This is a genomic window from Streptomyces sp. NPDC028314 (genome assembly GCF_055565795.1).
Genome location: NZ_JBVHTP010000001.1, coordinates 521528 through 548522, shown reverse-complemented (window position 1 = coordinate 548522; position 26995 = coordinate 521528). Strand labels below are relative to the sequence as shown.

The following is a 26995-nucleotide window of genomic DNA, read 5'->3' as shown; positions in this document are numbered from 1 at the left end:
GAGACCCGGTCTCCCCCCGGCCCCTCAGGCGCTGTCGCCCGGCCGCACCAGCCCCGCCTCGTAGGCGAAGATCACCGCCTGGGCCCGGTCCCGCAGGTCGAGCTTGCCCAGGACCCGCCCGATGTGGGTCTTCACCGTCTGCTCCGCCAGCACCAGGTGCGCGGCGATCTCCTGGTTCGACAGCCCGCGCGCGATGAGCTCCAGTACCTCGGTCTCACGCGGGGTCAGTCCGTTCAGCCGCAGCGTCGGGTCCTTGCGCGGCGCCGGCCGCTGCTGCACGAAGTCAGCGATCAGCCGGCGGGTCACCGAAGGGGCCAGCAGCGCCTCACCCGAGGCGACGACCCGGACCGCCGCGATCAGGTCGGCCGGCGGGGCGTCCTTCAGCAGGAACCCGGAGGCGCCCGCGCGCAGCGCCTCGTACACGTAGTCGTCGATGTCGAACGTGGTCAGCATCAGCACCTTCGGCCGGTGCACCACGCCCGGCGGCGGATCGAGGATCTCGCGGGCCGCCGTCAGCCCGTCCATCTCCGGCATCCGGACGTCCATCAGCACCACGTCGGGGTGCACCGTGCGGGAGACCTGCACGCCCTGCCGCCCGTCGGGCGCCTCGCCCACCACATCGATGTCTGCCTGCGCCGACAACAGGGCGGCGAACCCCGCCCGCACCATGGCCTGGTCGTCGACGATGATCACGCGGATGGTCAACTGGCGTCCTCGTTCGGCTCGTTCAGGGGCAGGCGGGCGGCGACCCGGAAGCCGCCGTCGGGCAGCGGGCCGGTGTCCAGCGTGCCGCCCGTCAACCGTACGCGCTCGCGCATCCCCACCAGGCCGTGCCCCGTACCGGAGGCCTCCAGCGCCACCACGGCGCCCGGGGCCGGGCCGTTGACCACCAGCACGAGCACCTCGGCGGCCTCGGCGTCGTACGTCACCGACACCCGGGTCCGCGCCCCCGACGCGTGCCGCACCACGTTCGCCAGGGCCTCCTGCACGATCCGGTACGCCGACAGGTCCACGGCCGGCGGCGCGGCTTCCGCGGCTCCCGCCGCCAGCGACAACTCCACCGGCTGCCCCGCCCGTACGGTCGCCTCCACCAGCTGCTGGAGCCTGCCGATGCCCGGCTGAGGGGCCCGCTCCCCGCCGGGACCGTCGCCGCCGTTGCCGCGCAGCACCGTCAGCAGCCGCCGCATCTCGCCCAGCGATTCGCGGGCGCTGGCCGCGATCGCCTCGAACTCCTCGCGCACCGGCTCCGCCATGCCGGGCAGCCGGTACGGCGCGGAGTCGGCCTGCACCGTGATCACCGACATGTGGTGGGCCACCACGTCGTGCAACTCCCGCGCGATACGGGCCCGTTCCTCCAGCAGGGTGCGGCGGGCCCGTTCGGCCTCGCTGATGCTCTCCTGCTCGGCGATCCGCTGCTGCGCGTCGCCGAGCCCGCGCAGGGCGCCCGTCAGCGCGAGGAAGGACCCGCCGAGGACGAAGAGGAGCGCGGTGGTGTTCGTCACCCCGTCGGGCTGGAAGAACCCGAGCACCACCCCGGCCGCGCCGGTCACCAGCCACACCGCGACCAGGTTCCGGACGGACTCGCGCAGCCCCAGGCAGACCATCAGCACCAGGTAGCCGACGATGGTCATCGGCGGCCACGGCCAGCTGTGCCCGGCCACCTGGTCGGCGTGGCTCAGCACCACGGCTGCGGCCACGTCCGCGGCCAGCACCATGCCCCAGGCCTGCAGCGGCCGGGTCACGGCGAGGAGCAGGGGAACGGTCTGCGCCACCCCGAGGGCGCCCGCCCAGCCGCCGCCCGCCTTGTAGTCGTTGGTCAGCACGGCGATCGTCACCGGCAGCAGCGTGACCACGAAGACGGCGACGACCGCGAAGGGCAGGATCCGCTGCCAGGCCTTGGGCGCCCGCGCGAACAGGGGCTCGCCCGCCCGGGCGGGCGTACGCAACGCCACCGCGAGTTGCGCGAGCGCGCGGGTTCCCCGGGCGGCCGCGGGTGTACGGGCCTTCGCCCGGGGCGTCTTGCTCATGATCAGCCCACCCTATGCGCAGCCACCGCGACGCGGCCGGCGCGCGCCGCTGTTTCCGTAGGCGTCGCCCTACAGCCGCCGGGGTACCGCGCCGCAGCCGGCGAGAGCGCCCTACGGGCCGGCCCTTACAGCCCGGCCCGGCGGGCGAGGCGGGCCCGCAGCCGGGTCAGCCGCGCGATCTCCGCGTCGAGCGCGGCGAGCCGGTCCCCGACGACCCCGCCACCGCCGCACCCGGCCGGCGCGCCGTCGGCCAGCACGTGCAGCCGGTGCGCGACCCCCCGCAGGTCCTCGACGGTGAACCCGTGGGCCAGCAGATCGCGGATCACCCGGACCCTGGCGACCTCCCCCGGCCCGTACTCCCGCTGGCCGGAGGGCGTCCGGGCGGGCGCGGGGAGCAGTCCGCGCTGCTCGTAGAACCGAAGCGCCCTCGGCGTGGTCCCCGCCGCTGCCGCCGCCTCACCGATCCGCATCCCGTCCCACCCCGTCGCCCCGGCCCGCGCACTCCACGACCACGGCCCCGAAGTGCCGCCCCGCCATCAACTCCTCCAACGCCCGGGGCGCGCGATCGATGCCCGGGACCAGGGCGTGCGGGAAGCGGATCTCGCCGGAACGCAGCCAGCCCCCGAAGCGCGCGGCCCACTCCCGCTCCACCTCCGGGTGGTCCGTGCCGCTGTACCCCCGCAGCGAGACGCCCCGGACGACCAGGCGGAACGCATCGATCTCCACCGGCGCGCTCCCGCCGGCCCGCCGCGCGGCGAGCTGGCCCGACAGCGCGCCGACCAGGGCGAAGCGGGCGCCGGGCCGGGCCGCGCCGAGGGCCGCGGCCAGCTGCTCACCGCCGACGGTGTCCAGCAGGACGTCGATCCCGTCGGGGGCGGCCTGCGCGAGCTGGGCGGAGAAGGGCCGCGCGGTTCCCCGTAGGACGACAGCGTCGTACCCGAGCTCGGACACCAGCCGCTCGGCCTTCCCCGCGGAACCGGTGCTGCCGATCACCCTTCCCGCGCCGAGCAGCCGCGCGATCTGACCCGCCAGCGAACCCACCGCGCCCGCCGCCCCGGTGACCAGAACGGTGTCACCGGGGCGGACTTCGGCGAGGCGGGTCAGCGCGCCGTACGGAGCGCTGCCCTGGGCGAGGTGGGCGACCGGATCGGGCAGCGTGTCGCCCAGCGGGGTGCAGTCGGCGGCGTCCACCAGGGCGTACTCCCGCCAGCCCAGCATGTGCGCGACGGCGTCCCCCGGCCGCAGCGGGCCACCGGCGGGCGCTGCCACGACCTCGCCGACCGCCGGGCCGAACAGCGCGTCACCGGCGCGCAGCGGCGGCAGCGGCAGGTCCTCCACCTCCCCGCCGATCAGGGTGCGCAGGCCCGGGAAGACCAGGAAGTGGCGGTTGCGGACGAGGACCTGCCCCGGCCCCGGCTCCCTCACCGGGCTCTCGACGACGGCGAAGTCCCCCCGCTCGGGCAGCCCTTCGGGCCGGGCGGACAGCCGGATCTCACGTGCGGTGCGGGGCAGGACCATGACCATCCGGGGCTCCTCGGCAGGGTGCGGGGCGGCGGACCGGAAGGTGCCCGCCGCTCGGGTGCGCCGACGCTAACCCCTGACCCGCACGTCAGGGTCAAGCCCGCGAAGGTGCCCGGGCCGGCGGGACGGCCCCTTCGGCCGCCCGCTGGGGGCTTTGGCGCCCGGCATAGACTGCGCCGGTCGGGATGATCACCGCACACGGGGGAGCCGGAACGCATGGGCACGGCAGCCGCGCTCGAGAAGCTGGTGCCGGTGCTGCTGGCCTTCGGCGGCGGCGTGCTGCTCGCGCGCCGCAAGACGGTCCCGGCGGAGGCCTCGAAGGCCTTCGCCGACTACGCCTTCCTCTTCGCGGTCCCCTGCTACCTCTTCGGCAACATCTACGCCAGCGACCTCGCGGCCCTGTTCAACTGGCGGGCCGTCGGCGGCTATGCCGCTGCCGCCGCCCTCGCGGTCGCCGCCGTCGCCCTCGCGGCCGTCGCGTACGGGATACGCGAGCCCCGCGCGGTCGCGCTGCGGGTGATGGCGGGAGTCCAGGTGAACACGGCGTACTTCGCCGTTCCCGTCTTCATCACCGTGTTCGGCACGGCCGCGCCGATCTTCCCGATACTGCTCTTCCAGGTCTGCGTCCTGTCCCTCGTGGTCATCGCCATCATGGAACTGGGGCGCGCCGGCGCGGGATCCGGTGGCCCCGGCAGACGGCTCGCACGGGCCGTCGGAGCGTCCCTCGCCACCCCGCTCGTCCTCGCCTGCAACGCCGGGATCCTGCTCAACCTGCTGTCGGTCCGGGTACCGGGGGTGGTCCTGGACGGGGCCGCGTTCGTCGGTGACAGCGCCTCCCCGGTCGCCCTGTTCGCCCTGGGCCTGCACCTCGGCGGGCTCGGGCTGGACGTCCGGGGGACCACGCGGGAGGAACTGCTGCTGATCGGCTTCAAGTGCCTCGGGTTCCCGCTGCTCGCCTGGCTGGTGTGCGGGGCGCTGTTCGGCGTACGGGGCGACTGGCTCGCGTACCTCGTGCTGATCGCCGCGATGCCGACCCCGCAGAACCTGTTCATCTTCGCGCAGCGCTACGACGTGGGCGTCGACCTCTCCGCCTCGCTCGTGATCAAGAGCTCGGTGGTCTCCCTCCTGCTGCTGCCCGTCTGGCTGCAGACCGTCGCCGCCTCATGACCCGTACGGTCGCCGCCGCCGTCTGGTCCGTGGGCCCGCCGGCCGCCGCGGGGCCGGCGGATCCGGTGGCCGTCCGCTCGTTCCCCCCGGCGGGCTCCGCTCGTTGACCCGGCATGGAGCTCCTGCCGACCATCGCGGCGCCGGGCGTCGGTGAACGGGCCGACGCCGCGGCCGATGCCGCCTGCCACCTCTACGACGCCGTCGCGCCCTGGGGGACCGGCCGGCCGGGCGGATGGAGCCGGACCGCGGCCGAGGACGCCGCCGAGACCATCGAGACCACCGCGCACGCGCTCGCGTACGTCGACCCGCGCGCCGAGGTCATCCTGGCCCCGGTGCACACCGCCCTCGCGGAGCTGCGCCGGCAGCTGGAGCTGGCGCCGGCCGACCCGCTGACCGTCGACGGGCTGCCGGCCACGCCGCGTACGGTCGGCAATCCGCGCCGGACCCGCTGGGTACGGGTGCTCACACCGCCGCCGCAGCGGCGACCGCCGTCCGGTACAACGTCCTGATCTCCGTGCCGAAGTAGGAGCTGTACGAGGTGTCGGCCGTGGGCCCGCCGGTCTTCCAGCCGCCGATCACCCCGATCACCTCCCCTGTCCGGGTCTTCGGGTCGTAGTGCGTGATGAACGGCCCGCCGCTGGTCCCGCCGGGATATCCGGTGCAGTCGATGCGCAGGAACGATCCGGGGCTGCGCGGGTCGGTGCTGGTGAACTTGGTGGTCCTGTTGACGCACACCCGGGGGCGGGCCGCCCCGGCCGGATGGCCGATCAGGCTGACCCGGGGATGCGTGTAACCGGCGTTGACGAGCAGCCGGTTCCCGCCGACCACGGACTCGACGGGGCGGCCCTTGGCATCCGGCCCCACCTGGGCGAACGCCACGTCGAGGGTGGCCGCCCGGTCGGCGCCCTGGCTGCGGTAGCGCTGGTGGATCCACACCTTCGAGCGCCCCTTGGCGTCGCGCAGCACCGGGAACATGCCGTACGGCCGCGGTTTCGCGGCCGTGTACCGCGGTACGAAGGCCACCTGCCGGGTGTCGGTGCCGAGCAGGCAGTGCGCCGCGCTGAGCACCAGGTTGCGTCCGGGGGAGGAGACCACGCTGGCGGTGCAGAAGTACGCGCCGGCGCCCTTCATGACGAACATCCGGCCGACGACCGGGATCCCGTCGAAGTTCTGGCCGACACCGGGGCCGACGGCCGTGACGGCGCCGATGGTGCCGTCGGCCGGGGCCGGCTGCGTGGTCATCGCGGGGCCGGGCCCCGGGGCGACGGTGGGCACGGGGGCGACGGCGGGGGTCGTCGCCGGAGCGGTTCCGGTGGGAGCCGTGGTGCCCGGCGCCGTGGCGGCGGGCGCGGGGGAGGCGGCGGCAGCCGCCGGGGCCGGCCCGGCCGCCGGTGCGGGCGTCGCAGCGGCTGCCGGCGCCGGCGGGGCGCCGGGGGCGGGTGGCGCCGGGGTGGCGGAGGCCATGCGCTCGGCCGTCCAGAAGGACTGCGCCTCCCGCGCCGACCACCGGCCGGGGGCCTGCGAGGCCCCGGCCTCCGCCACCGGCAGCGGCCCGCCCAGCAGCGCCAGAGCGGTGGCGGCCGCTGCCATCGTCAACGTGCGTCGCATGCGGAGCTCCCTAGATGGCTTGGGGGAAGCGGAACAGCCGGGCGGGGTCGTACGTGCGCCGGGCCTCTTCGAGGCGGGCCAGGTTCGGCCCGTAGTACGCCTCGCGCCAGCCGGGCAGCTTCGGGTCGATGTAGTTCTGGTACGCGCGCCCGCTCGCCCAGGGCCGCAGCTCCTGCCAGAGCCCGTCGAGCCAGCCCTGGTGCCGGGCCACTTCGGCGGCCGGAGCGGACTCGGGCCAGTAGGCGAGGTACTGGGCCAGGAACGCGCTGTCGCGGTGCACGAAGGCGGTGTCCGCGGAGCCCACCCGGTTCAGGGCACCGCCGCACTCCCCGAGGAACTGCACCACCCCCCGCCCACCCGGTGGCACCGCCTGCGCGTAGCCGCGTACGGCGGCCAGCACCGCCCGGACCGCGGCCTCCGGCAGCCCGGCTCCGGTCCAGAAGTCCGAGCGGGCGGCGTACGACTCCCGGGGGACGCGGCCCTGGGGGTCGTGGCCGGGCAGGGTCCCCGGCAGGCGGCACTGGGCGGCGGACCGCTCCTCGCAGCCGGACATCGCCCGCAGGGTGTCCCCGTAGCCCCGTACGGCGATCCAGCTGTCCCGCGGTTCCCGGCCGACCAGGCCGGCCAGCCGCGACAGCTCGCGCTCCAGCTCCGCCCGCCCGTCGAAGCACAGCACCTTGACGGACGGCACGGGGGCCGGCCCGGCCTCGATCCCGAACTCCACGTTGCTCCAGAACGGGTCCGGCAGTCCGCCCAGCCAGCGCTGCCAGCCGTTCAGCAGCGCGGCGGAGTCCCCGGCCGGCCAGTGCAGTTCGGCGAAAGCGGTGTCCCCCACCGGGTGCGGGCGGAACCGGAACTCGGTCACCACCCCGAAGTTGCCTCCCCCGCCGCCGCGCAGGGCCCAGAAGAGCTCCGGGTCCTGGTCGGCGTCGGCCTCGCGGACGAACCCGTCGGGGGTGACCACCCGGACCCCGGTCAGCGCGTCGGAGGTGGTGCCGTACGCCCGCGCGGCCAGGCCCATACCGCCGCCGAGGGCGAGCCCGGCGATCCCGACGGTGGGACACAGGCCGGTCGGGATGCCCAGCCCGAGCTCGGCGAGGGTGCCGTTGACCTCCCCGAGCCGGGCCCCGGCGCCGATCCGCACCATGTCCCCCTCGGCCGCCACCCCGGCCATGGCCCCGGCGTCGACCACGAGCCCGCCCGAGCCGGTGGACCAGCCCGCGTAACTGTGGCCGCCCCCGCGCGGCACCACCGGCACGGCGGAGCGGCGGGCGAAGTCCAGGCAGACGGCCACGTCCCCGGCGTGCGCGGGGTAGGCCACGGCGGCCGGGGCGATGGCGTCGTAGCGGGGCTGGAACAGCTGCCGCGCCTCGGGGTAGTCCGGGTCGCCCGGCAGTACGAGCCGCCCGTCCATCGCCCGGGCGAGCGCCGCGAAGTCGGGCCCGCGTACGGGACGCCGGGAGGACCGCCCGGGGGAGGAGCCCCGGGACGGGGGCGGTGCGACCGCCCCGACCGTGGCCAGAACGGCGGCGGCCGCACTCGTCAGGACGAGACGGCGGTGCAGGCTCATCCCCCCTTCCTGCCACCGGCCGGCCCGTTCGGGGCGAAGGCGGGCCCACAAAGCCCGAGTTGCCCCCCGAACGGCCCAGACCCCTGTTACGCGGCCCGGCACCGGGCGGCGCGGGCTTGACCGGCACGATCCGACTGGGACGGCAAAGGGACGGCCTGAAGGGACGGCCTAAAGGGTGTTCGGCAGAGGACGGGGGCGATCGGCGTGAGCCGCCACCCGGGCGTCATGGGGCCGCCGGCCGGCGGAAGGGCTGATCGCGGCGGGGATCACCGCGCGGGAGAGCACCCCGGGGGTGTCCCCGCGCCGCAGCTGCCCCAGGGCGGCCGATACCCGGTAGAGGAGGTCGGGATCGTCCAGGAAAGCCGGATCCGGCGCCCGGTGCGCGCCGTCCGATCCCTTGGCCGGGACGTGGTGATAGGCCGTGAGGGCATGGACGAGCATGACCGCGTGGGCCTGCGCGTCGGCCTGGCGGGGATCGGCGCCGGCGGTACGCAGCCGGGTGTACGCCGCCGCCCTGGTCCCGGGGTCGAAGTGGGGGCGCAGGACGGACAGGCCGTCGAGGATGTCGCACTTGCGCCGCAGGTGCCGCTTGCCGGGCCCGGACCACCACGCGAGCCGCACCGACGCTCCGGGGACCACACCCCGCAGCGCGGTCCACAGCGGTGCCAGGCCGCGGTGGCGGACCCAGGAGTGACGCGCGTCCAGCAGGCGCTCCGCCGCGGAGGGAAGGACGTAGCCCGCTCCGAGGAGGAAGGTGGCCAGCAGTGCGAGCGGAGGGGCGAAGTCCGTGCTGAGCGCGTCCCAGTCGTGGCCCAACCAGCGGGCGGCGACCGCGGTCACCTTGCAGGCGTCATGGGCGAAATTGAACAGGGCGCCGGTCGCGATCAGCGCGAGCCCGCCCCGCAGCCCGCCGTGCACCTCCCGGTACCAGCGACTGCACAGGTAGGCCATGGTGACGGAGGAGAGCGTGTGGGCCAGCAGGTTCGCGACGATCATCTCGCGGATGAACGGGGTGTTCGCGTAGTAGGTGTCCAGGTCCCGCAGCCGCTCCACGGGGGCCTCGCCGAGGAAGAAGAGCACGAACAGGGCGACGACGACCGACGCGTAGACAGCGGTGCACCAGCGGGCGGCGCGGCGCCTGCTGTGTTCCGGACCGCCGCGCCAGGTGATCATCTGGTGGATGATCGCCGCGCTCGCCGCCGTCAGCAGCCCGTAGACGAGGGGCGCGCTGAAATTCGAGACGCCGACCAGCCCGTTCACCCGTTCGATCGTGGGCGGGGCGGAGAAGAAGAAGATCGCGCCGCCGAGCACGAGCAGCACCGGGAACGAACGCAGCAGCGGGTCCCGCCAGCCGCCCCTCAGCAGGCCCGGGCACCGGACGGCGAATGCCAGGAGCATCAGCGCCGCGGGTGCGTAGTAGAGAACGGCGGGCATCATCGACGGAACCTCTCCCTGCGGGCCGGTCCACGCTGCGGGCAGAGGAACTCGCTCCGTCCGCGCGGGCGGTGGGTCCCGGGCCCGTCCTCATCGAACAGTAGTGCCCTGTTGTACCCGCAGTCACCGCTGTTCGCCAACCGCCCCCGCGTCCCGCGCACCGCCCGCCCCGTCCGTATCCGGCTTGCGGGCCAGCAGGAAGCCCTGTGGGGAGCGTTCGAGGGCGTCCGGCTCGCGGACCAGGCGCGCCACCTCGGTCAGGCCGGCCCCGGTCAGCAGCCCGGCCACCAGGTCGGGCGGGGTCCAGTACACGTCGAGGTCGACCGGATGCCCGTACGCGTGCTCCAGCCGGATCCGCTCGTCACCGGCCTCGAAGGCGATCAGCAGGTGTCCGCCGGGCGCGAGCACCCGCGCGAACTCGGCGAACACCGGTGGTAGTTCCCCCGGCGGGGTGTGCACCGTCGAGTACCAGGCCAGCACCCCGCCCAGGACGCCGTCGGCCACGTCCAGCGCCGCCATCGAACCCACCTCGAACCGCAGCCCCGGATACGTCCGGCGGGCCACCGCCACCATCGCCGGAGACAGGTCGACGCCGAAGGCCCGTACGCCGAGCCCGTCCAGATGCGCCGTCACCCGGCCCGGACCGCAGCCCAGGTCCGCGACGGCCCGGCCAGGACCGCCGTCCTCCCCGCGTACGCACTCGGCGAAGGCGGCCAGCATGGCCCGGTCCAGCGGCTTGCGGGCCAGCTCGGGGCCCAGCAGCCGGGCGTAGTCGACGGCCACGGCGTCGTAGGACGACCGTACGGAGTTCAGGTACGAGGAGTCGTTCATGCCCCTGGACAGTAGCCCGCCGACCGGCCCGGCTCACCCCCGGAGCAGCGGATTGGGCAGCTCCGCCCACTGGTCGCCCGGGGTTCCGGGACTGAGCCGCATCAGCGTGAGCGCCTTGACCGGCAGCGGGCCGCAGCGCAGGGCCTCGGTGTCGGCCGTGGCGGGCAGCTCCGCCGTCCGCTCCAGGGCCTCGCCCAGGGCCCCGGCCGAGCCCGCCGTCGCGGCGAGCGCCCCGGCCGCCAGGGAGCCGAACAGCTTGCGTCGCAGCGCCGTCTCGTCGTCCGTGACGAGCCGCCCGGAGAGCGGCGGCACCTCCAGGCCGTGCCGGACCAGCCGGGCCGGGCTGATCCGGATGTCGGCCAGGTCGCGGTAGACCAGCCGCAGCGGGGCGCCGGTGGGGGAGAGCACGACCAGCAGGTTCTGCCCGTGGGCCTCCAGGGCCACCCCGAGGTCCAGCACCTCCAGGCACACCGAGAGGGCGAGGCGGGCGAACTCGGCCCGCCAGGGCGCCGACGCGGCGAGCGCGGTGCCCGCCAGGGCCGCCACCGGTACGACCCGCTCGCCCGGGCCCGCGTACACCTCCGGGGGCTCGCGGAAGACGGCCGCCAGGTCGGGGCTGTGGGCGGTGGCGGCGGCCAGGGTGCGGGTGACGTGCAGGCGCCCGTCGAGCCGCTCGGACAGCCGGGACGCGAAGGCGGACACCGCGGCGGCCGTCTCGATCGAGTAGACGGAGATGTCGCGCACCGAGGAGGTGAGCCGGGTGCTCAGCGGGGTCTTCACATGGGCGCCGCCGTCGGCCGGGGCGAGCGTGCGCAGCGACATCAGCGGATGCGCGGTCACACCGCCGCTCCCGCCCCGCAGGCCCCCCTGCTTGAGGACGTGCTCGGCCTGCCACGGGTGCACCGGGAACAGGAGCCGCTGCCCGTCCCTCAGCCCGGCCGGCCAGTCCCCGGTCACCAGGCACTCCCCGGCCGGTACGGCGACCAGCCCGAGCTGTACGAGCGGCCGGTGCTCCGGGGCGTACGCCAGCTGCTCCGCCACCGAGAACCCGGGCCGGGAGCGGCAGTTGGGGTGGTAGGGGTGGCCGTCCACCACCCGCTGCTCCCACTCCCAGCCGGCCTGCGGGGCGCCATCCCGCGCCGCGTCCGGCTGCCCGGCCCGGGAGAGCGCCAGCGAGGCCGTGCTGTCGTCCAGCTCGGCCGCGAACGCGGCTCCGTGCGGCACCCCGAGCGCCGACACCAGCCGCGCGGCCTGCCGGTACACCCGGCCGTCGAAGCGGACCTCGGTGACGTAGGAGGAGGTGGCGTACGGGTCCGGGAGCGGCCCCTCCAGTCGCCCGCCCCCGGCGGTGACCAGCACCAGCGAGTCGGGCCCCGCCTCGCGGCGCACCACCCACGGCAGCGGTTCGAAGGCCAGCGCCCGCCAGAGCCGGGTCAGCACGGCGGCCCGCGCACCGTCCAGGGCGGCGGCGTACGCGGACCCGAGCCCGGGGCGTACGTCGGCCAGCTCGGCGGCGACGGCCTCCTCGGCCGGGGGGACGGGGACGTGCGTGCTGCGGTCCAGGGTCCTCTTCCTCTCTCATAATTGGTGTACCTGATCATCAGTGATGATCACCGAACGGATCGAATGGAACCAGTGGACCTCAACGCCGCCGCCGACGCGTACGCCGCCACCCCGCTGCTGAACTGCCTGCTGCGGGAGGCCGCCGATCCCGCAGGTGAGGAGGGTGTCCACCGGCTGCGCGGCAGCGGGCGGCTGCTGCGGGTGCGCGGCGGTCGCAGGCCCGTACGGCCTGAACTGCGCACGGCGAACGGCTGGCATCCGCTCAGCCATTCGGAACTGGTCAAGCTCACTTCGGACGAGCTGCGCCAGTACACGGGCGTCTCCAACGACGAGCTGCCGACCGAGATCACCGACAGCCGGGACGCCGTCGCCGCGGTCCTCGCGGCCCGGGCCGCGGCCGAGGTGCCGGCGGACCCGTACGTCCGGTCCGAACAGGCGCTCGTCATGGGACACCCGCACCACCCCGCCCCCAAGGCCCGGGGCGGCGCGCCCGCCGCGAGCTGGCTGCCGTACGCACCCGAGGCCCGTGCCCGCTTCCCGCTGGTCCTCCTCGGGCTGCGCGAGGACCAGGTGGCCGAGGAGGGCGGCCCGGCGGCCGCCGGGGTGATCGACTCGCTCGCCGGGATCCTCGACGGCCCGCCCGCGCCCGCCGGGTACCGGCTGCTGCCCGCGCACCCCTGGCAGCTGGAGCTGGTCGCCGGCCGGCCGGCGGTGCGCGAGGCCTTCGCCGACGGGCGGCTGCTGCGGCTCGGCCCGGCGCGGCGTCCGGTGTGGCCCACCGCCTCGATCCGGACCGTGTACGTGCCCGGCCCGGACGCCGACCTGTTCGTGAAGTTCAGCCTCGACGTCCGGATCACCAATGACGTGCGCCGGCTGTGGCGGCACGACCTGCTGAAACTCCGGCGTACGGACTCCGCCGTCGAGGCGGCCTTCGCGGAGCTGCGCCGCACGGGTTCGAACGCCGTCTGGCTCGCCGACCGGGGTTACCGCACTGCGGACTTCGCCTTCGAGGAGCTCGCCGTCCTGGTCCGCGACGGCCTCGGCGGACAGCTGGCCCCGGGGGCCCGGCCGCTGCTGGCCGCCGCGCTCGCGGAGGGCTTCCCGGGCAGCCCGGCGGCGGACACGGCCGACCCGGCCGGGTGGTGGCAGGCGTATCTGCGCCAGGTCGTGCCCCCGGTCCTGGACCTGTTCGCCCGCCACGGGATCGTGCTGGAGGCCCACCTCCAGAACTGCCTGGTGGCCGTCGACGGCCGGGGCACGCCGGTGCAGGCCCTCTTCCGCGACGCGGAGGGCGTGAAGCTCCCGGGCGACCTCACGCGCGAGGCCGCCTGGCAGCGGCTCGTGTACTGCCTGGTGGTCAACCACCTGGCCGAGGTCGCGGGAGCCCTGGCCGAGTGCCACCCGGCCGTGGCCGGCCGGCTGTGGCCCGCGGTCCGGGACGAGTTCCTGCGCTTCGACGCCGCCCACGGCCTGCCGGAGATCGCGGAGCTGCTGGCGGCCCCGGAGCTGCCGGCCAAGACGAACCTGCTGCTGAGGTGGACCCGGGCGGACGGGGCGGACGCGCGCTACCTCCCCCTGCCGAATCCGCTGCGGACGTAGGCCCGCTCCTTCGCCCGCGGCGGCGAGCGATTTTGGCCAAGGTGGTTCCGGGTGACCCCACTCCCGGTGCCGAAAGGTATAGACCAATGCTACGTTGGTCGGGCAGACCGCGCAGTCCTTGACCACCCGTCAGAGGAGAAGCCATGCCCTCCCCTTCGCGGGGCGGCGGCCCGGCCGCCATGCCCAAGTACCAGCGGATCGCCGCAGCGCTGCGGCAGGAGCTCCACCGCGCCGCGCACACCCCCGGCGGCAGACTGCCCTCCGAACGCAGCCTCGCCGCCCGCTACCAGGTCAACCGGCAGACCATCCGGGCCGCCCTCCAGCACCTGAGGGCGGACGGACTGATCGTCACCGGCCGGCGCGGCACCCGGCCCGTGACCCCCGCCGCGCCCGCCCCCGTGGCCCCCCTGGCCCCGGCGGTCGCGGCCGCCCCCACCCAGAGCCGTCTCACCCTCGTCAGCGTGCCGCCCTCCTACGCCGCGCTGCTCGGCATGAAGGGCGGGGACCGCACCCTGGTGCACCACCACCGCGAGTTCGGCCCCGCGGGCGAGACCGTCCAGCACGCCGTGACGTACCTCAGCCCGCGCGTGGTGGAGGGGACCCCCGAACTGGCCGCCATCCGCCGGCGGGCGGCCGTCCGCGACGAGGACGCCGGGCCGCTGCGCGGCTGGCTGGAGCGGGCCACGGCGGCCGGCCGGGTCGCCGAGACCATCACCATGACCCGGACCAGCCACCCCCCGGCCGCCTCCGCCACCTGCGGGCTGACCGTACGGCGCACCCTGCACGACGGCTCCGGCCGGCTGCTCGCCGTCACGGACCTGGCCTTCCCCGCCTGGGACCGGCTGACCTTCCACCGGGACCGCGCGGCGGGCGGTTTCCGCGTCAGCTGAGCGGGGGTCGGGCGCCGCGAGCCCGTGCTCGAGCCGTGAGCCGTGAGCCGTGAGCCGTGAGCCGTGAGCCGTGAGCCGTGAGCCGTGAGCCGTGAGCCGTGAGCCGCGCGGCGCCGAGCCGCGCGGCTCGGCGCTCAGGCGCTGGTGTGGACGTCCCCGCTGGTGGTCGAGGTGATGACCCCCCGGCGCCCCAGATCGCCCGGCGGGATTCCCGGATGGTGCCCCGGCGGCCTGCTGTCGGGCGCCACCCCGAGGGCCAGCCGCGAGACGATCCGGTACCGGTCCCCCCGGTAGACGGAGTGCACGTACTCGACGGGGCGGCCGGTGGAGTCGGTGGTGAGCCGTTCGATCAGCAGGGCGGGGGAGAGCAGCGGGACGTCCAGCAGCTGCGCCTCCGCCTCGTTCACCACCGTCGGCTCGATCGACTGCTGCGCCTCGTGGACGAACACCCCGTGGTGGTCGCGCAGATGCTCGTACAGGTCCCCGGCCTCCAGCTCCGCCGGAGTCAGGGCCGGTACCAGAGCGGCCGGGATGTGCAGGTGCTCGATCGCCATCGGGGCCCCGTCCACCAGTCGCAGCCGGGCGACGTACAGCAGCCGGTCGCCGGGCGAGATGCGCAGCCGGCGGCCGATGCGGGCGCCGGCCTGGTGGAGGGAGTGCTCCAGGATCCGGCTGGACCAGTGGCCGGCCGCCTGCCGCGGGGCGAAGGCCGTCTCCTCCGCGGCCAGTTCCTGGGTGATCTTGGCGGGGGCCACGAACATCCCGCGCCCGTGCTCCCGTACGAGGACCCCGGTGGCCACGAGCTCGTCCACGGCGGCGCGCAGCGTGGGCCGGGACACCTCCAGGGCCGCGCACAGGGTGCGCTCCGAGGGGATCGCGTCTCCCGGGCGGCGTACGTCGATCAGCCCGAGCAGATGCTCGCGTACGCGCTCCCGCTTGAGCACCGAGCCCGGGGGAGGGGGTTTCTGCTCCATGGCCCGCGCCCTTCCGCTCAGGCTGCCTGTCCAACTGGTCATACGCATCCAACCATTCGGGGGGCCGCATCGCGAGGGCTGGGGCCGGACTTTCGTGCGGTGCGCGGGGTTGACGCCCGGAGGCGGCCGTGCCACCTTCTAGCCACTCGGTTAACCAATTGGTCAGTTGGTCAACTCGCCGATATCCGGTCCGAGTTCAGGCCGCGACCAGGTGAGGAGTTCCCACGCCGTGCCCGACCTCCGCACCGACCTCGCGCTCGTGCCCCGCCCCGCCTCCGTCATCGCGCAGCCCGGCCGCTTCACCCTCGACGACCGCACCGGCCTGCGCGCCGAACCGGGCGCCAAGGCCGCCGCCGACCTCCTGCGCGAACTCCTCGGCCCCGCCACCGCGGCGGCGCTCGCCCCCAGCCCCGAAGGGCGGATCGTGCTCCGGCTCGACCCAGCCGCCCCAGCCGCCCCAGCCACCCCCACCGTCCCCGCCGCCCTCGACGACGGAGCCGAGGGCTACCGGCTGGACGTCACCACCGACGCCGTCCTGCTGTGCGCCGCCCGCCCCGAGGGGCTGCTGCGCGGGGTGCAGACCCTGCGGCAGCTGCTGCCGGCCGAGGCCCTTGCCGAGCGGGGGCAGCGGCGCGGCGACCGGTCGCTGCCCTGCGTACGGATCACCGACCGGCCGCGGTTCGCCTGGCGCGGAGCCCTCCTCGACGTCGCCCGCCACTTCCAGCCGGTGTCGTACGTACGCCGCTTCGTGGACCTGCTCGCCCTCCACAAGCTGAACGTCCTGCACCTCCACCTCACCGACGACCAGGGCTGGCGGATGCCCGTGGCCGCCTACCCCAGGCTGACCACCGTCGGCGCCCGGCGCGGCGAGAGCGAGGGGGACGGGATCCCGCACGAAGGCTCGTACAGCAGGGCGGAACTCGTGGGCCTGGTCCGGTACGCGGCCCGGCGCGGGGTGACGATCGTCCCCGAGATCGAGATGCCCGGCCATGCCCGAGCGGCCCTCGCCGCCTATCCGGAGCTCGGCAACAGGCCCGGGACCCGGCTGGAACCCTGGACCCGCTGGGGCGTCTGCGAGAACGTCCTGGGCGTCCACGACGAGGTGCTCGACTTCTGCCGGACGGTGCTGGACGAGGTCGGCGAGATCTTCCCCGGGCCGTACGTGCACATCGGCGGCGACGAATGCCCCCGCGCCGAATGGGAACGCTCGCCGGCGGCCCGCGCCCGGGCCGCGGCCGAGGGGCTGGCCGGCCCGGCCGCGCTGCACGGCTGGTTCCTGCGGACCGTCGGCGCGCACCTGGCCTCGCTCGGGCGCCGCCCGCTGGGCTGGACCGAGAACGGCACCGAACTGCCGTCCCCCTTCACCGCCCTGGCCTGGCTCGACCCGGAACACGGCCGGGCCGCCGCGCTGCGCGGCCACGACGTGATCATGACCCCGTTCCGCTCCACCTACCTCGACCATCCGCAGTCCGCCGAGCCCGGCGAACCGCGCGGCCAGGACGGGGTGGTCACCCTGCGGGACGTCTACGAGAACGACCCCGCCCCCGCGCACTGGGAGCCCGAGGCCGCCCGCCGGGTCCTCGGGACCCAGGCGCAGCTGTGGACCGAGTACGCGCGCACCCCGGCGGAGCTCGAATACCTGGCCTTCCCCCGCCTGTGCGCCCTGGCCGACACCGCCTGGTCCGGGCACCGCGACTGGCCCGACTTCCGGCGCAGGCTCGGCCACCACCAGACCCGGCTCGCCGCCCTGGGCGTGCGCGGCCGATCCCCCCACCCCGAGAGGAACGCATCATGCGAACCACGAAGCGGAGCAGGGCCGTTGCCCTCGCCCTCGCGCTGACCGCAGGACTCGGCACGGCGGTGGCAGGCACCCTGCCGGCCACCGCCGACGCGAGTGCCGCGGCCGGCCGGGTCAAGGTCCAGTACCGCACCAGCGCCGGCGGTGCCACCGCCGACCAGGTCGAGCCCTGGTTCAAGGTGGTCAACAGCGGCTCCGACGCCGTCCCGCTGAGCCAGGTCAGACTGCGCTACTACTTCAAGGCCGACGGGCCGGGCACCCAGTACCGGTACGCCTGTTCATGGGCGGTCAGGGGATGCGCGAACATCACCGGAACCTTCGGCACCCTGGCGACCCCCACCGCCACCGCCGACCGCTATCTGGAGATCGGCTTCACCGGCGGCGCCGGAACCCTGGCCCCGGGCGCCGACACCGGCGACCTGCAACTGCGCTTCCACCGGGCCGACTGGCAGACCGTGAACCAGGCCGACGACTACTCCTTCGGCGCCGGCCGCACCGCGTACGGGGACTGGGACAAGGTCACGGCCCAGCTGGGCACGACCTCGGTCTGGGGCGCGGCTCCGGGCGGCAGCACCCCGGACCCGGATCCCAGTACCCCCACCCCGGACCCGACCGACCCCGGACCCGCCGGCGCCACCCTCTTCGACGACTTCGACTACGCCTCCCATTCCGACCCGGCGATATCGGCGCACGGCTGGAGCGTGCGCTCCAACTCCGGCGGCCCCGGTGTGCCGGGCGCGACCTGGGCGCCCGAGAACGTCACCTTCGCCGTCGAAGGCGGCAACTCCCTGATGAACCTGGAGACTTCGACGGCGGGATCCGGCGAGAGCACCAAGCAGACCGAAGTCCTCACCCGGGCGGCGAAATTCAGGAACGGCACCTACACGGCGCGGGTGAAGTTCTCCGACGCCCCCCAGTACGGCCCGGACGGGGACCACCTCGTCCAGACCTTCTTCACCATCAACGACCTCAAGGCCCCGATGGCCGACGACTACGCCGAGTACGACTTCGAGTACCTGCCGAACGGAGGCTGGGGCGAGCCGGCGAACATCCTGTACACCACGTCCTGGGAGACCTACCGCCCCGACCCGTGGGAGGCCGTCAACCAGCACACCGAGTCCCGGAGCAGCTACGGGGGCTGGCACGACCTGGTGCTCACCATCGACGACGAGAAGATCGTCTACTACGTCGACGGACAGGAATTCGGCCGGCACGATGCCCGCTACCTGCCCGAGCGGCCCATGTCGATCAACTTCAACCAGTGGCTGATCGACCTGGCCGGCCGGCCCGGATCGGCCGCCCGCGCGTACGACCAGAAGGTCGACTACGTCCTGCACGTGAAGGACCAGGTGCTCACCCCGGCCCAGGTGTCCGCGCGGGTCGGTGCCTTCCGCGCGGCGGGTACCGCGTTCCAGGACACCGTGCCGAACGGCTGACGCGCGGCGCTCCGGGACGCGCGCTCCGGAGCGCCCGTCCGTGCCCCTTCGGGCAAGGTCCGAAGGAGGTTCCGAAGGAAGCGGCCCAAGCCAGGAGACTCCAGCCGGCTGCTCCCGCGGGGCAGTCGGGCGCTGGTCAGATCGTGACCGGGCCGTGGGCGGTGGCGAACTCGACCGAGACCAGGCCCGGTTCCTCATCCTCGACCCAGGTGACGTCGATCTGGTCGAGGGGGTGGTCGGCCGGTTCGCCGAGGAATTCGGCGATGGAGGCGGCGTCGCCGGCGATGGAGACCCCGTTGATGGTGGTGGAGGTGCGCGGGTCGGCGCTCGGGCGCTCCTCGATGGGGACCAACCACTGAAGGAAGTAGGGCAGTTGCGGTTCCTCCAGCAGTTCCAGCAGGCCGATCTGCTTCCACCTCAGGTCGAACCCGTCGGGGCGGACACGGTGGCCCTCGGCCGAGGTGCGGCCGAGGCGGGCCTCGACCGGGGCGATGTCGTCGACGGAGACCACCCAGCCGAGCCAGCCGCCGCCCTCGGCGGCGCGGCGCGCGACCGCCTGGCCGAAGGGTGCGCGGTCGGCGGCGGGGTGGTCGAGTGTGGTGACGACCTCTACGTAGGTGCCGCCGCTCAGCGGGAGAATGAAATTGCGGGTGCCGAATCGCGGGTGCACGCCCCCGTCGACGAACCCGGCGCCGAGGGCGGATCCGATCCACTGGACGGTCGAGACGAAGCTGTCGCGGGCCACCGCATAGGACACGTGATCAAGTCGCACTGCGTCATCATCACCCGACAACCCGTACACATCACGACGCCACGCCCGCCGCACTTCCAAGGGACAGGCTCTAGCCGACCGGCTCGACTCCGCCGTCCGCCGTGGCGCGGCCGGCCGTGCGGCCGGTCACATGGTCGCCCGGGGCGGCGGGGGCACCGGTCAGGAGCGCGAGGAGACCGGCCACCTGGACGCCGGCCTCGGCGGGGTGCCGGAAGACGGCGCCTGCGGAGATCTCGTAGCGGTTGCGGCGGCCGTCGCGGACCCGCTGGAGGTAGCCGTCCGACTCCAGGTCGGTGACGATCGACTGCACGGTGCGCTCGGTCAGGCCGCAGATGGCGGCCACGTCCCTGAGGCGCACGGCGGGGTCCCGGGCGATGGTGACCAGCACGCGAGCGTGATTCGTCAAAAAAGTCCAATTATGCCGCTGAGACATGCTCCCCATATGCTCATGATGCGCTACACGATTCACGTGAAGCAATACGTGAAACAAATTTCCGGTAATTCTTGACGTACGAGCCGAAGAGGTCCAGCATCTACGGCAGTCAAGGTCCCGCGCCGCAAGCCGACAAGCCCAAGGAGCGAACCCCATGCCGGTCCCTGCCCCGTTCTCCGATACAGCCGACACCGCCGCCAGCTCCGCTCCCGTCGTCCCCCGCCCCCGCCGGACCACCGCGGGCCTGCCGCGGATCGACGAGCCCCGGGAGATGGCCCCGGCGGACGCCCGCGAACTGTCGCGGGTCTTCTTCAGGCGGCTCCACGAGCTGACCGAGGGCACCCCGGAGTACCAGTACGTCCGGAACACGCTCATAGAGATGAACGCCTCACTCGTCCAGTACGCCGTCCGCCGCTTCCGCAGCCGCGGCGAGGGAGGTGAGATGGAGGACATCGTCCAGGTCGGCACCATCGGCCTCATCAAGGCGATCGACCGGTTCGACCCGTCCCGCGAGAACGAGTTCTCCACCCTCGCCATGCCGTACATCACAGGCGAGATCAAGCGGCACTTCCGCGACACGAGCTGGGCCGTCCACGTCCCGCGCCGGCTCCAGGAGCTGCGCATCGAGATCGCGAAGGCGAAGGAGGAGCTCACCGTCCGCCTGGACCGCTCCCCGACCGTCGCCGACCTCGCCGAACACCTCCGGCTCACGGACGAAGAGGTCCTCGACGGGCTGGTCGCCGCCAACGGCCACACCTCCGGGTCCCTCGACGCCCCGCACGCCGAGCACGGCGACGGGCCCACCGAAGGCCAGACCCTCGCCGACGTCATGGGCGAGGACGAGCCGGCCATGGAGCTCGTCGAGGACATCCAGTCCCTGGCCCCGTTGCTCGAACAGCTCACCGACCGCGAGCGCCGCATGCTCCAGATGCGCTTCGGCGAGGAGCTGACCCAGGCCCAGATCGGCGACGCCCTCGGCATCTCCCAGATGCAGGTCTCGCGACTGCTGACCCGGCTCCTCGCCCATCTGCGCGACTCCATGCTGGCGGAGCCGCAGCACACGCGACGTTCGGCCCCGAACCCGGCCTGACCAGGGCGGCCTCACCCGGCGGCATCCTCTTCGGGGTGCCGCCGGGTGAAGCGGTGCCACCAGTGCCGCCGCCGCGGATGCACGGCCCGGCCGAGCCGTCGGCCCAGCAGCAGATAACCGAGCAGGGCCCCCGCCGTGTTCAGGATCACATCGTCGACGTCGAAGGCCCGGCCCGTGACCAGGGCTCCCTGCACCAGTTCGACGAGGGTCATCACGACCGTCGTGCACACCGCCACCCGCGCCAGACCGCGGGCCTGCGGCACGAGCACCGGCAGCAGCACCCCGAACGGCACCCCCAGCAGCAGATTGCCGCCGATCTGGCGCGCGGCCTCCCGGACCGTGCCGTGGTCCAGGTAGGCGCGGACCGACCGGCCCGGGTGGACGTTGCTGTACGTCAGGGCCTCGGAGGCGGGCGACGGCTCCAGGGTCAGCCGGGCGAGGACCACGCTGAACGCCACCGTCGCCGCGAGCGCCGCCAGCATCGCAACAGCCCGCAGCGCCGGATGCGCGCCGGCGCGGGGCGCCGCATTCCTGTGCCGAATCGGATTCATGGCCCGCGTATGCCCACCCATCCGGACCCGACCCGTGGCACTCCACACGCACCCGGAAACGCCCGCCGGAACGTGAACTGGATCACCTTTGCGTTTGCAGCGGTTAAGTCGGGGCACCCGCGGCCCCGGAACGGAACCTTCCGCCGGGCGCCCACGCGCCCGGCCGGGGGGCGCGGGCGGATCCCGCACCGCTCCACGGCCCGCCGGCCCCATCGGCGCGCCGTCCCCGGTACGACCCGCGAGGTGTATGTGTCCACGCTCCAAGCCGAGCACGTGTACAAGGTGTTCGGCAGACGGCCCGACGGCAATGCGGACGCCGTGCGCGCGCTCGAACGCGGCGCCGACCGCGAAGAGCTGCGCGCCGACGGAACGACGGCAGCCGTCATCGACGCCTCCTTCCAGGTCGAACCCGGCCAGATCTTCGTCGTCATGGGGCTGTCCGGATCCGGCAAGTCCACGCTGCTGCGCATGCTCAACGGACTCCTGGAACCCACCTCGGGACGCATCCTCTTCGACGGTGAGGACCTCACCGCGCTCAGCGCGCGCGAACTGCGCCGCGTACGCTCCACCAAGATCAGCATGGTGTTCCAGCACTTCGCGCTGTTCCCGCACCGCGACGTCCTGGCGAACGCCGCGTACGGACTGGAGGTCCAGGGCGTCCCCCGGGCCGAGCGCGAACGGCGCGCCGCCGAGGCACTGGCGCTGTGCGGGCTCGGCGGCTGGGAGAACTCCTGGCCCGACGAGCTGTCCGGCGGCATGCAGCAGCGCGTGGGCCTGGCCCGCGCACTGGCCACCGACGCCGACCTGCTGCTGATGGACGAGTCCTTCAGCGCCCTCGACCCGCTGATCCGCCGCGACATGCAGGACCAGCTGCTCGAACTCCAGCAGCGCTTCAAGAAGACCATCGTCTTCATCACCCACGACCTCAACGAGGCCATGCGCCTGGGCGACGCGATCGCCGTCATGCGCGACGGCCGGATCGTCCAGCAGGGCACCGCCGAGGACATCCTGATCCGCCCCGCCGACGAGTACGTGGCCTCCTTCATCCAGGACGTCGACCGCTCGCGCGTGCTCACGGCCGACGCAGTCATGGACGTCCCCGCGCCGGACGGTGACGCCTGCGACTGCCCCACCGTCACCACCGAAACCCCCCTTGCGGAGCTGTGCGCCGTCAGCGCCCGGGTCCCGCACGCGGTGGCCGTCACCGACGGGGCGGGCGCCGTGGTCGGCTCCGTCCCGCAGGACCGCCTCATCGCCTTCATCGGCGACGAACAGCGGCCCCCGATGTACTGCGCGGAGGTGGCAGCCTGATGCCCCGCCTGAATCTCGGCGCCTGGGTCGACAGCGGTGTCGACTTCCTCCAGCGCCACCTCTCCTGGCTGTTCGATGCCATCAGCACCATGGTCACCGGTCTCTACGACGGCATCGACGCGGTGCTGTCCGCGCCCGCCCCGCTGCTCTTCGCGGGCATCCTCGCCGTCGCGGCCTGGTGGCTGCGCGGCCTGCTCGCCGCTCTGCTGGCCTTCGCCGGATTCGCGCTCGTCGACTCCGTCGGACTGTGGTCCGAGGCCATGTCCACGCTGTCCCTGGTCCTGGTCGCCACTCTGGTCACGCTGGTGTTCGCGATCCCGCTGGGCATCTGGGCCTCCCGCTCCGACCGGGTGAGCGCCGTCCTGCGGCCCGTCCTGGACTTCATGCAGACCATGCCCGCCATGGTCTACCTCATCCCCGGCATCATCTTCTTCGGGGTGGGCGTGGTGCCCGGCATCATCGCCACCATCATCTTCTCGCTGCCGCCGGGCGTCCGGATGACGGAACTCGGCATCCGCCAGGTCGACGCCGAGCTCGTCGAGGCCGCAGACGCCTTCGGCACCACCCCGCGCGACACCCTGGTACGGGTGCAGCTGCCGCTGGCGCTGCCCACCATCATGGCGGGCATCAACCAGGTCATCATGCTCGGCCTGTCGATGGTCGTCATCGCCGGCATGGTCGGCGGCGGCGGACTCGGCGGCGCGGTCTACCGCGCCATCGGCAACGTGGACATCGGCCTCGGCTTCGAGGCGGGCATCTCCATCGTCATCCTCGCCATGTACCTGGACCGGATGACCGGAGCGCTCGGCCGCCAGGTCTCCCCGCTCGGCCGCCGCGCCCTCGCCAAGACCCGGGTCGCCGCGCGCGGCGCCGCCAAGCTGTGGAACCACCGGCCGCAGCCCGCCTACGCGGTCACCGGAGCCGTGATCCTGGCCCTGGTCGCGGGCGGCCTCGGCGTCTTCGGCGGCTCGGACCAGCCGAAGACCACCGCGAGCGGCGCGGAGAACGTCGGCAAGGGCCGCAAGGTCAGCATCGGCTACATCCCGTGGGACGAGGGCATCGCCTCCACCTTCCTCTGGAAGGAGCTGCTGGAGCGGCGCGGCTTCGAGGTCGACGCCCGCCAGTTGGAGGCCGGCGCGCTCTACACCGGCCTGGCCGGCGGCCAGATCGACTTCCAGACCGACTCGTGGCTGCCCGTCACCCACGCCCAGTACTGGGAGAAGTACGGGAACAAGCTGGAGGACCTCGGCTCCTGGTACGGCCCCACCTCCCTGGAGCTGGCCGTCCCCTCGTACATGAAGGACGTCCGCTCCCTCGCCGACCTCAAGGGCAAGTCCGACCAGTTCAAGGGCCGGATCATCGGCATCGAGCCGAGCGCCGGCGAGATGTCGATCCTCAAGGATAAGGTCCTGGGCGAGTACGGCCTGGACGGCGAGTACAAGGTCGTCGACGGCTCCACCCCGGGCATGCTCGCCGAGCTGAAGCGGGCTTACGAGAAGCAGGAGCCCGTCGCGGTCGTCCTGTGGTCCCCGCACTGGGCCTACTCCTCGTACCAGCTCACCAAGCTGGAGGACCCCAAGGGGGCCTGGGGCAAGGGCGACGGGATCCACACCCTCGCCCGCAAGGGCTTCGGCTCGGACGAACCGGAGGTCGCCGAGTGGCTGCGCTCGTTCAAGCTCACCGAGGAGCAGCTGACCGGCCTGGAGGCGAAGATCCAGGAGACCGGCAAGGGCAAGGAGCAGCAGGCGGTCCGCGCCTGGCTGGCCGATCACCCGGAGATCGACAAGCTGGCCTGAGCGCCTGAGCGCCTGAGCGCCTGAGCGCCTGAGCGCCTGAGCGCCTGAGCGCCTGAGCGCCTGAGCGCCTGAGCGCCTGAGCATCTGAACACCTGAGCGCCGGTGCGCGGAGGACCTCGTACGTCCCTGCGCGCACCGGCGCTCTCGTCCGTCCGGCGGCGGTTCAGCCCACCGGGACCCGCCGCTCGCCGGCCGTCCGCGTGCCGTCGGGCAGCGCCCCGCCGCGGCGCTGACGCAGCGGCCACCACAGGCTCCGCCCCAGCAGCGAAGCCAGCGCCGGCACCAGCGCGATCGACAGGACGAACGCGGAGAGCAGGATCCCGAGCCCCGTGGCGAAACCGATCTGCTGCGTCGCGGAACCGGGGCTGGCGGCCAGGCTCCCGAAGGAGACGGCGAGCACCAGACCCGCCGTGGCGATGGCCGGCGCCGTGTGCCGCACCGCGCGGGCCACCGCCGCGCGGGCCGGACCCGGCCGCCCCATCTCCTCCCGTATCCGGTCGCTGATCAGGATGTTGTAGTCCGTGCCCAGCGCCACCACGAACAGGAACAGCACCAGCGGCAGCGAGAAGTCCACCCCCGGCCGGCCCAGGGTGTGCTGGAACACCAGCGTGGAGGCGCCCAGGGTGGCGGCGAAGCCGAGCCCCACCGCGATCATCAGGACGGCCGGCGCGAGCAGGCTCCGCAGCAGCACCAGCAGGATGAGCGCGATCAGCACCGCCGCCACCGGGAAGACCACCTTCAGGTCCTCGTCCACGGCCTCGGAGATGTCGGCGAAGACCGCGGGGGTACCGCCGACATGCGCCTCGGTACCTTCCGGCCGGTGCGCGGCAACCGTCCCCCGGACCGGTCCGGAGACCAGGTCGCGGGCCTCCTGCCGGTGCGGATCGGCGGTCAGGAACAGGTCGATCCGGGCCGCCCGCCCGTCCTCGCTCAGCGCGGCGGGCGCGACCTGGCCCACCCCGTCCACCCCGGTGAGCGCCCCGGCCAGCCCGCCGAGCCGCTCGGCGCTCAGCGTGCCCCCGTCGGAGGCGGTGACGAACACGCTGGTCGGGTCCGACACCCCGGCGGGCAGGGCGCGGGCGATTTCGGCAGCCGTGCCCGCGGCGGCCGTACGCCCACCGCCCCCGCCGGTCTGCCCGTAGTCCATCCGCATCCCCGACAACCCCGCGGCCAGCGCCCCGAGCAGGGCCACGGAGGCGAGCACCAGCCTCAGCGGGCGCCGGGCCACCCGCTCGCCCATCCGCGCGGCCACGCCCCCGCGCGGCTCCCGCTTCAGCGCACGTGACGGCCAGAACATCCGGCGCCCCGTGACCGCGAGGAGGGCCGGCATCAGGGTCAGGCTGCCGAGCAGCATCACCAGTACCGCCACGGCGATCGCCGGTCCCAGCACCCTGAACTGGCCGAACGTGGCCACCCCGAGGGTGGAGAACGCCGCCACGATCGTCAGCGCCGCCGAGGTGATCGCCGTACCCACCCGGCCGGCGACCTCGGCCGCAGCCGCCCGGCCGGACTGCTCGGGGCGGCTGCGCAACTGCTCGCGGAAGCGGAACAGCAGGAAGAGGAAGTAGTCGATGCCGATGCCCACCAGCACCACGTTGATCAACTGCGGTGTGGACGGGTCGAGTTCGATGCCGGTCAGCAGCGCGGAGCCGACCACGACACCCGCCGCTGCGCCACCGATGATGCTGACCGCGATCAGCGGCAGCAGCGCCGCCAGGACGCTGCGGAACACCAGGACGTGCAGCAGCACGATGACCCCGACCATCACCGCGCCCACGACCTTCGACCGGGTCTTCTCGCCGTCGACGGTGTCCACGGTGTCGGCGAGCCCGCCGGTGAAGCCGGTCCGCAGCCCCGCTTCGGTGAACGCGGCCCGGGTCGTATCGCGGAAGGCCCGGTAGAGCCCCTGCATCCCCGGATCGGTGGGATTGCCGGTCAGTTGGACGGACAACAGCCGAAAGCTCCGGTCGGGGGCCGTCATCGCCGGGCCGACCCGGGGGAGCTGGGAGTGGTCCTGGACGAACAGGGGCGGGGCGTCCTCGTCCTTCGGCATGGTGACCCGGCGCCGGGTCAGCTCCGCGGCCTCGGCGTCGATGCGCTGCTCGTCGGCGGCGGTGAGCGGCGCCCCGTCGGCGCGGGCCACCAGCACGGTCAGCGGGTTGGCGTCCGGCTTCGCCCCGAAGTGCTCCTCGGCGACCTTCAGGGCCGCGGCCGAGTCGTACTGGGCGGGCAGGAACTCGCCGGTCGAGGCCTGGGTGGCGCGAGGGGCGAGCCCCGCGCCGACGAAGGTGAGGGCGAGGCCCAGCACCGCCCACAGGGCGATGACCTTCCAGGGACTTCGGGTGGCGAAGCCGGTCAGGGCGCGGATCACGAGTTCCTCCGTAGCGTGACGCTGGGCCGGGGTCCCCCGGCTGCTCTCCAGCTCATCAGCGGCCGGGCGCCGAAACGTCGTGGCGGGGGAGGACACCGCACCCGGGACCGGAGGCCGACGCAGGGGGGCCGACCAGGACTCCGGTCCTGGTCCGGGCTCCACCCGGAGGGCCGGAGAGGCCGCGCACCCGGTGTGAGAATGGATCGGGTACGTGACATGCGGCGCACCGGGGGGAATCCGGCGGGGCCGGCGA

General features: G+C 74.0%; 23 protein-coding genes. 9 read left to right on the top strand and 14 right to left on the bottom strand.

Features of this window, described 5'->3' with window-relative positions; genetic code table 11:
• Positions 1–24: 24 nt before the first annotated feature.
• From ACZ4TG_RS02500 to ACZ4TG_RS02485, 4 genes are all read right to left on the bottom strand, one after another.
• The gene (locus tag ACZ4TG_RS02500) at positions 25–705 is read right to left on the bottom strand and encodes a response regulator (RefSeq protein ID WP_468159459.1); all 681 of its coding nucleotides are present in this window, start codon (positions 703–705) and stop codon (positions 25–27) included.
• Positions 702–2027, bottom strand: a complete 1326-nt coding sequence (locus tag ACZ4TG_RS02495; protein ID WP_468159458.1) for a sensor histidine kinase — start codon at positions 2025–2027, stop codon at positions 702–704. The genes ACZ4TG_RS02500 and ACZ4TG_RS02495 overlap by 4 nt, the downstream gene beginning before the upstream one ends.
• Positions 2028–2152: 125 nt before the next feature.
• A complete protein-coding gene (locus ACZ4TG_RS02490; RefSeq protein ID WP_468159457.1) occupies positions 2153–2497 on the bottom strand; it encodes a MerR family transcriptional regulator in 345 nt (114 codons plus the stop codon).
• Complete coding sequence (locus tag ACZ4TG_RS02485; RefSeq protein ID WP_468159456.1) at positions 2484–3551, bottom strand: MDR family NADP-dependent oxidoreductase; 1068 nt, start codon at positions 3549–3551, stop codon at positions 2484–2486. The genes ACZ4TG_RS02490 and ACZ4TG_RS02485 overlap by 14 nt, the downstream gene beginning before the upstream one ends.
• Positions 3552–3764: 213 nt before the next feature.
• Here ACZ4TG_RS02485 and ACZ4TG_RS02480 point away from each other — a divergent pair, with 213 nt between their 5' ends.
• Positions 3765–4715: an AEC family transporter gene (locus tag ACZ4TG_RS02480; RefSeq protein WP_468159455.1), complete on the top strand. Its 951-nt coding sequence runs from the start codon at positions 3765–3767 to the stop codon at positions 4713–4715.
• A 113-nt stretch (positions 4716–4828) separates the two neighbouring features.
• Positions 4829–5224 carry a hypothetical protein gene (locus tag ACZ4TG_RS02475; RefSeq protein WP_468159454.1) on the top strand — a complete coding sequence of 132 codons (396 nt, stop codon included), beginning with the start codon at positions 4829–4831 and terminating at the stop codon, positions 5222–5224.
• Here ACZ4TG_RS02475 and ACZ4TG_RS02470 read toward each other — a convergent pair.
• The 5 genes from ACZ4TG_RS02470 to ACZ4TG_RS02450 all read right to left on the bottom strand — a co-directional run bounded on the left by ACZ4TG_RS02470 (position 5178) and on the right by ACZ4TG_RS02450 (position 11721).
• The gene (locus tag ACZ4TG_RS02470; RefSeq protein ID WP_468159453.1) at positions 5178–6323 is read right to left on the bottom strand and encodes a S1 family peptidase; all 1146 of its coding nucleotides are present in this window, start codon (positions 6321–6323) and stop codon (positions 5178–5180) included. The two genes, ACZ4TG_RS02475 and ACZ4TG_RS02470, sit on opposite strands and share 47 nt — an antisense overlap.
• A gap of 10 nt (positions 6324–6333) precedes the next feature.
• Entirely contained in the window at positions 6334–7893 is a 1560-nt protein-coding gene (locus ACZ4TG_RS02465) for an FAD-binding oxidoreductase (RefSeq protein WP_468159452.1), read from the bottom strand.
• Positions 7894–8061: 168 nt separating this feature from the next.
• On the bottom strand, positions 8062–9330 hold the full coding sequence (locus ACZ4TG_RS02460; protein ID WP_468159451.1) for an MAB_1171c family putative transporter: 1269 nt from the start codon (positions 9328–9330) through the stop codon (positions 8062–8064).
• 120 nt (positions 9331–9450) lie between these two features.
• A complete protein-coding gene (locus ACZ4TG_RS02455; RefSeq protein ID WP_468159450.1) occupies positions 9451–10158 on the bottom strand; it encodes a class I SAM-dependent DNA methyltransferase in 708 nt (235 codons plus the stop codon).
• Positions 10159–10191: 33 nt separating this feature from the next.
• Positions 10192–11721, bottom strand: a complete 1530-nt coding sequence (locus ACZ4TG_RS02450) for an IucA/IucC family protein (RefSeq protein WP_468159776.1) — start codon at positions 11719–11721, stop codon at positions 10192–10194.
• A 63-nt stretch (positions 11722–11784) separates the two neighbouring features.
• On the opposite strand from ACZ4TG_RS02450, the gene ACZ4TG_RS02445 reads away from it, so the two are divergent.
• Both ACZ4TG_RS02445 and ACZ4TG_RS02440 read left to right on the top strand, forming a co-directional pair.
• Entirely contained in the window at positions 11785–13320 is a 1536-nt protein-coding gene (locus tag ACZ4TG_RS02445; RefSeq protein ID WP_468159449.1) for an IucA/IucC family protein, read from the top strand.
• Positions 13321–13463: 143 nt separating this feature from the next.
• Positions 13464–14210 carry a GntR family transcriptional regulator gene (locus tag ACZ4TG_RS02440; RefSeq protein ID WP_468159448.1) on the top strand — a complete coding sequence of 249 codons (747 nt, stop codon included), beginning with the start codon at positions 13464–13466 and terminating at the stop codon, positions 14208–14210.
• A 134-nt stretch (positions 14211–14344) separates the two neighbouring features.
• Here ACZ4TG_RS02440 and ACZ4TG_RS02435 read toward each other — a convergent pair whose 3' ends face one another.
• The gene (locus ACZ4TG_RS02435; protein ID WP_468159447.1) at positions 14345–15184 is read right to left on the bottom strand and encodes a GntR family transcriptional regulator; all 840 of its coding nucleotides are present in this window, start codon (positions 15182–15184) and stop codon (positions 14345–14347) included.
• 229 nt (positions 15185–15413) lie between these two features.
• On the opposite strand from ACZ4TG_RS02435, the gene ACZ4TG_RS02430 reads away from it, so the two are divergent.
• A complete protein-coding gene (locus ACZ4TG_RS02430; RefSeq protein ID WP_468159446.1) occupies positions 15414–17024 on the top strand; it encodes a beta-N-acetylhexosaminidase in 1611 nt (536 codons plus the stop codon).
• Positions 16976–18418: a cellulose binding domain-containing protein gene (locus ACZ4TG_RS02425; protein WP_468159445.1), complete on the top strand. Its 1443-nt coding sequence runs from the start codon at positions 16976–16978 to the stop codon at positions 18416–18418. The genes ACZ4TG_RS02430 and ACZ4TG_RS02425 overlap by 49 nt, the downstream gene beginning before the upstream one ends.
• A gap of 136 nt (positions 18419–18554) precedes the next feature.
• On the opposite strand, the gene ACZ4TG_RS02420 is transcribed toward ACZ4TG_RS02425, so the two are convergent.
• Positions 18555–19190 carry a VOC family protein gene (locus ACZ4TG_RS02420; RefSeq protein WP_468159444.1) on the bottom strand — a complete coding sequence of 212 codons (636 nt, stop codon included), beginning with the start codon at positions 19188–19190 and terminating at the stop codon, positions 18555–18557.
• 70 nt (positions 19191–19260) lie between these two features.
• On the bottom strand, positions 19261–19632 hold the full coding sequence (locus ACZ4TG_RS02415; protein ID WP_468159443.1) for a helix-turn-helix transcriptional regulator: 372 nt from the start codon (positions 19630–19632) through the stop codon (positions 19261–19263).
• Between the two features lie 145 nt (positions 19633–19777).
• Here ACZ4TG_RS02415 and ACZ4TG_RS02410 point away from each other — a divergent pair, with 145 nt between their 5' ends.
• Positions 19778–20713: an RNA polymerase sigma factor SigF gene (locus ACZ4TG_RS02410; RefSeq protein WP_468159442.1), complete on the top strand. Its 936-nt coding sequence runs from the start codon at positions 19778–19780 to the stop codon at positions 20711–20713.
• Positions 20714–20724: 11 nt separating this feature from the next.
• On the opposite strand, the gene ACZ4TG_RS02405 is transcribed toward ACZ4TG_RS02410, so the two are convergent.
• Positions 20725–21264 (bottom strand): VanZ family protein, encoded by a 540-nt coding sequence (locus tag ACZ4TG_RS02405; protein ID WP_468159441.1) that lies wholly within the window; start codon positions 21262–21264, stop codon positions 20725–20727.
• Positions 21265–21513: 249 nt separating this feature from the next.
• Between ACZ4TG_RS02405 and ACZ4TG_RS02400 the strand changes: the two genes are divergently transcribed.
• Both ACZ4TG_RS02400 and ACZ4TG_RS02395 read left to right on the top strand, forming a co-directional pair.
• Complete coding sequence (locus ACZ4TG_RS02400; protein WP_468159440.1) at positions 21514–22575, top strand: quaternary amine ABC transporter ATP-binding protein; 1062 nt, start codon at positions 21514–21516, stop codon at positions 22573–22575.
• Positions 22575–24371 carry an ABC transporter permease/substrate binding protein gene (locus tag ACZ4TG_RS02395; RefSeq protein WP_468159439.1) on the top strand — a complete coding sequence of 599 codons (1797 nt, stop codon included), beginning with the start codon at positions 22575–22577 and terminating at the stop codon, positions 24369–24371. The genes ACZ4TG_RS02400 and ACZ4TG_RS02395 overlap by 1 nt, the downstream gene beginning before the upstream one ends.
• Positions 24372–24534: 163 nt before the next feature.
• Here ACZ4TG_RS02395 and ACZ4TG_RS02390 read toward each other — a convergent pair whose 3' ends face one another.
• Positions 24535–26742, bottom strand: a complete 2208-nt coding sequence (locus tag ACZ4TG_RS02390) for an MMPL family transporter (RefSeq protein WP_468159438.1) — start codon at positions 26740–26742, stop codon at positions 24535–24537.
• Between the last annotated feature and the right edge of the window lie 253 nt (positions 26743–26995).

What these genes read in the sequence shown, in the direction of transcription:
- ACZ4TG_RS02495 (WP_468159458.1), bottom strand. Translation starts at nt 2,027, where the DNA reads ATGAGCAAGACGCCCCGGGCGAAGGCCCGTACACCCGCGGCCGCCCGG.
- ACZ4TG_RS02490 (WP_468159457.1), bottom strand. Translation starts at nt 2,497, where the DNA reads ATGCGGATCGGTGAGGCGGCGGCAGCGGCGGGGACCACGCCGAGGGCG.
- ACZ4TG_RS02485 (WP_468159456.1), bottom strand. Translation starts at nt 3,551, where the DNA reads ATGGTCATGGTCCTGCCCCGCACCGCACGTGAGATCCGGCTGTCCGCC.
- ACZ4TG_RS02480 (WP_468159455.1), top strand. Translation starts at nt 3,765, where the DNA reads ATGGGCACGGCAGCCGCGCTCGAGAAGCTGGTGCCGGTGCTGCTGGCC.
- ACZ4TG_RS02475 (WP_468159454.1), top strand. Translation starts at nt 4,829, where the DNA reads ATGGAGCTCCTGCCGACCATCGCGGCGCCGGGCGTCGGTGAACGGGCC.
- ACZ4TG_RS02470 (WP_468159453.1), bottom strand. Translation starts at nt 6,323, where the DNA reads ATGCGACGCACGTTGACGATGGCAGCGGCCGCCACCGCTCTGGCGCTG.
- ACZ4TG_RS02465 (WP_468159452.1), bottom strand. Translation starts at nt 7,893, where the DNA reads ATGAGCCTGCACCGCCGTCTCGTCCTGACGAGTGCGGCCGCCGCCGTT.
- ACZ4TG_RS02460 (WP_468159451.1), bottom strand. Translation starts at nt 9,330, where the DNA reads ATGATGCCCGCCGTTCTCTACTACGCACCCGCGGCGCTGATGCTCCTG.
- ACZ4TG_RS02455 (WP_468159450.1), bottom strand. Translation starts at nt 10,158, where the DNA reads ATGAACGACTCCTCGTACCTGAACTCCGTACGGTCGTCCTACGACGCC.
- ACZ4TG_RS02445 (WP_468159449.1), top strand. Translation starts at nt 11,785, where the DNA reads ATGGAACCAGTGGACCTCAACGCCGCCGCCGACGCGTACGCCGCCACC.
- ACZ4TG_RS02440 (WP_468159448.1), top strand. Translation starts at nt 13,464, where the DNA reads ATGCCCTCCCCTTCGCGGGGCGGCGGCCCGGCCGCCATGCCCAAGTAC.
- ACZ4TG_RS02435 (WP_468159447.1), bottom strand. Translation starts at nt 15,184, where the DNA reads ATGGAGCAGAAACCCCCTCCCCCGGGCTCGGTGCTCAAGCGGGAGCGC.
- ACZ4TG_RS02425 (WP_468159445.1), top strand. Translation starts at nt 16,976, where the DNA reads ATGCGAACCACGAAGCGGAGCAGGGCCGTTGCCCTCGCCCTCGCGCTG.
- ACZ4TG_RS02415 (WP_468159443.1), bottom strand. Translation starts at nt 19,632, where the DNA reads ATGGGGAGCATGTCTCAGCGGCATAATTGGACTTTTTTGACGAATCAC.
- ACZ4TG_RS02410 (WP_468159442.1), top strand. Translation starts at nt 19,778, where the DNA reads ATGCCGGTCCCTGCCCCGTTCTCCGATACAGCCGACACCGCCGCCAGC.
- ACZ4TG_RS02405 (WP_468159441.1), bottom strand. Translation starts at nt 21,264, where the DNA reads ATGAATCCGATTCGGCACAGGAATGCGGCGCCCCGCGCCGGCGCGCAT.
- ACZ4TG_RS02395 (WP_468159439.1), top strand. Translation starts at nt 22,575, where the DNA reads ATGCCCCGCCTGAATCTCGGCGCCTGGGTCGACAGCGGTGTCGACTTC.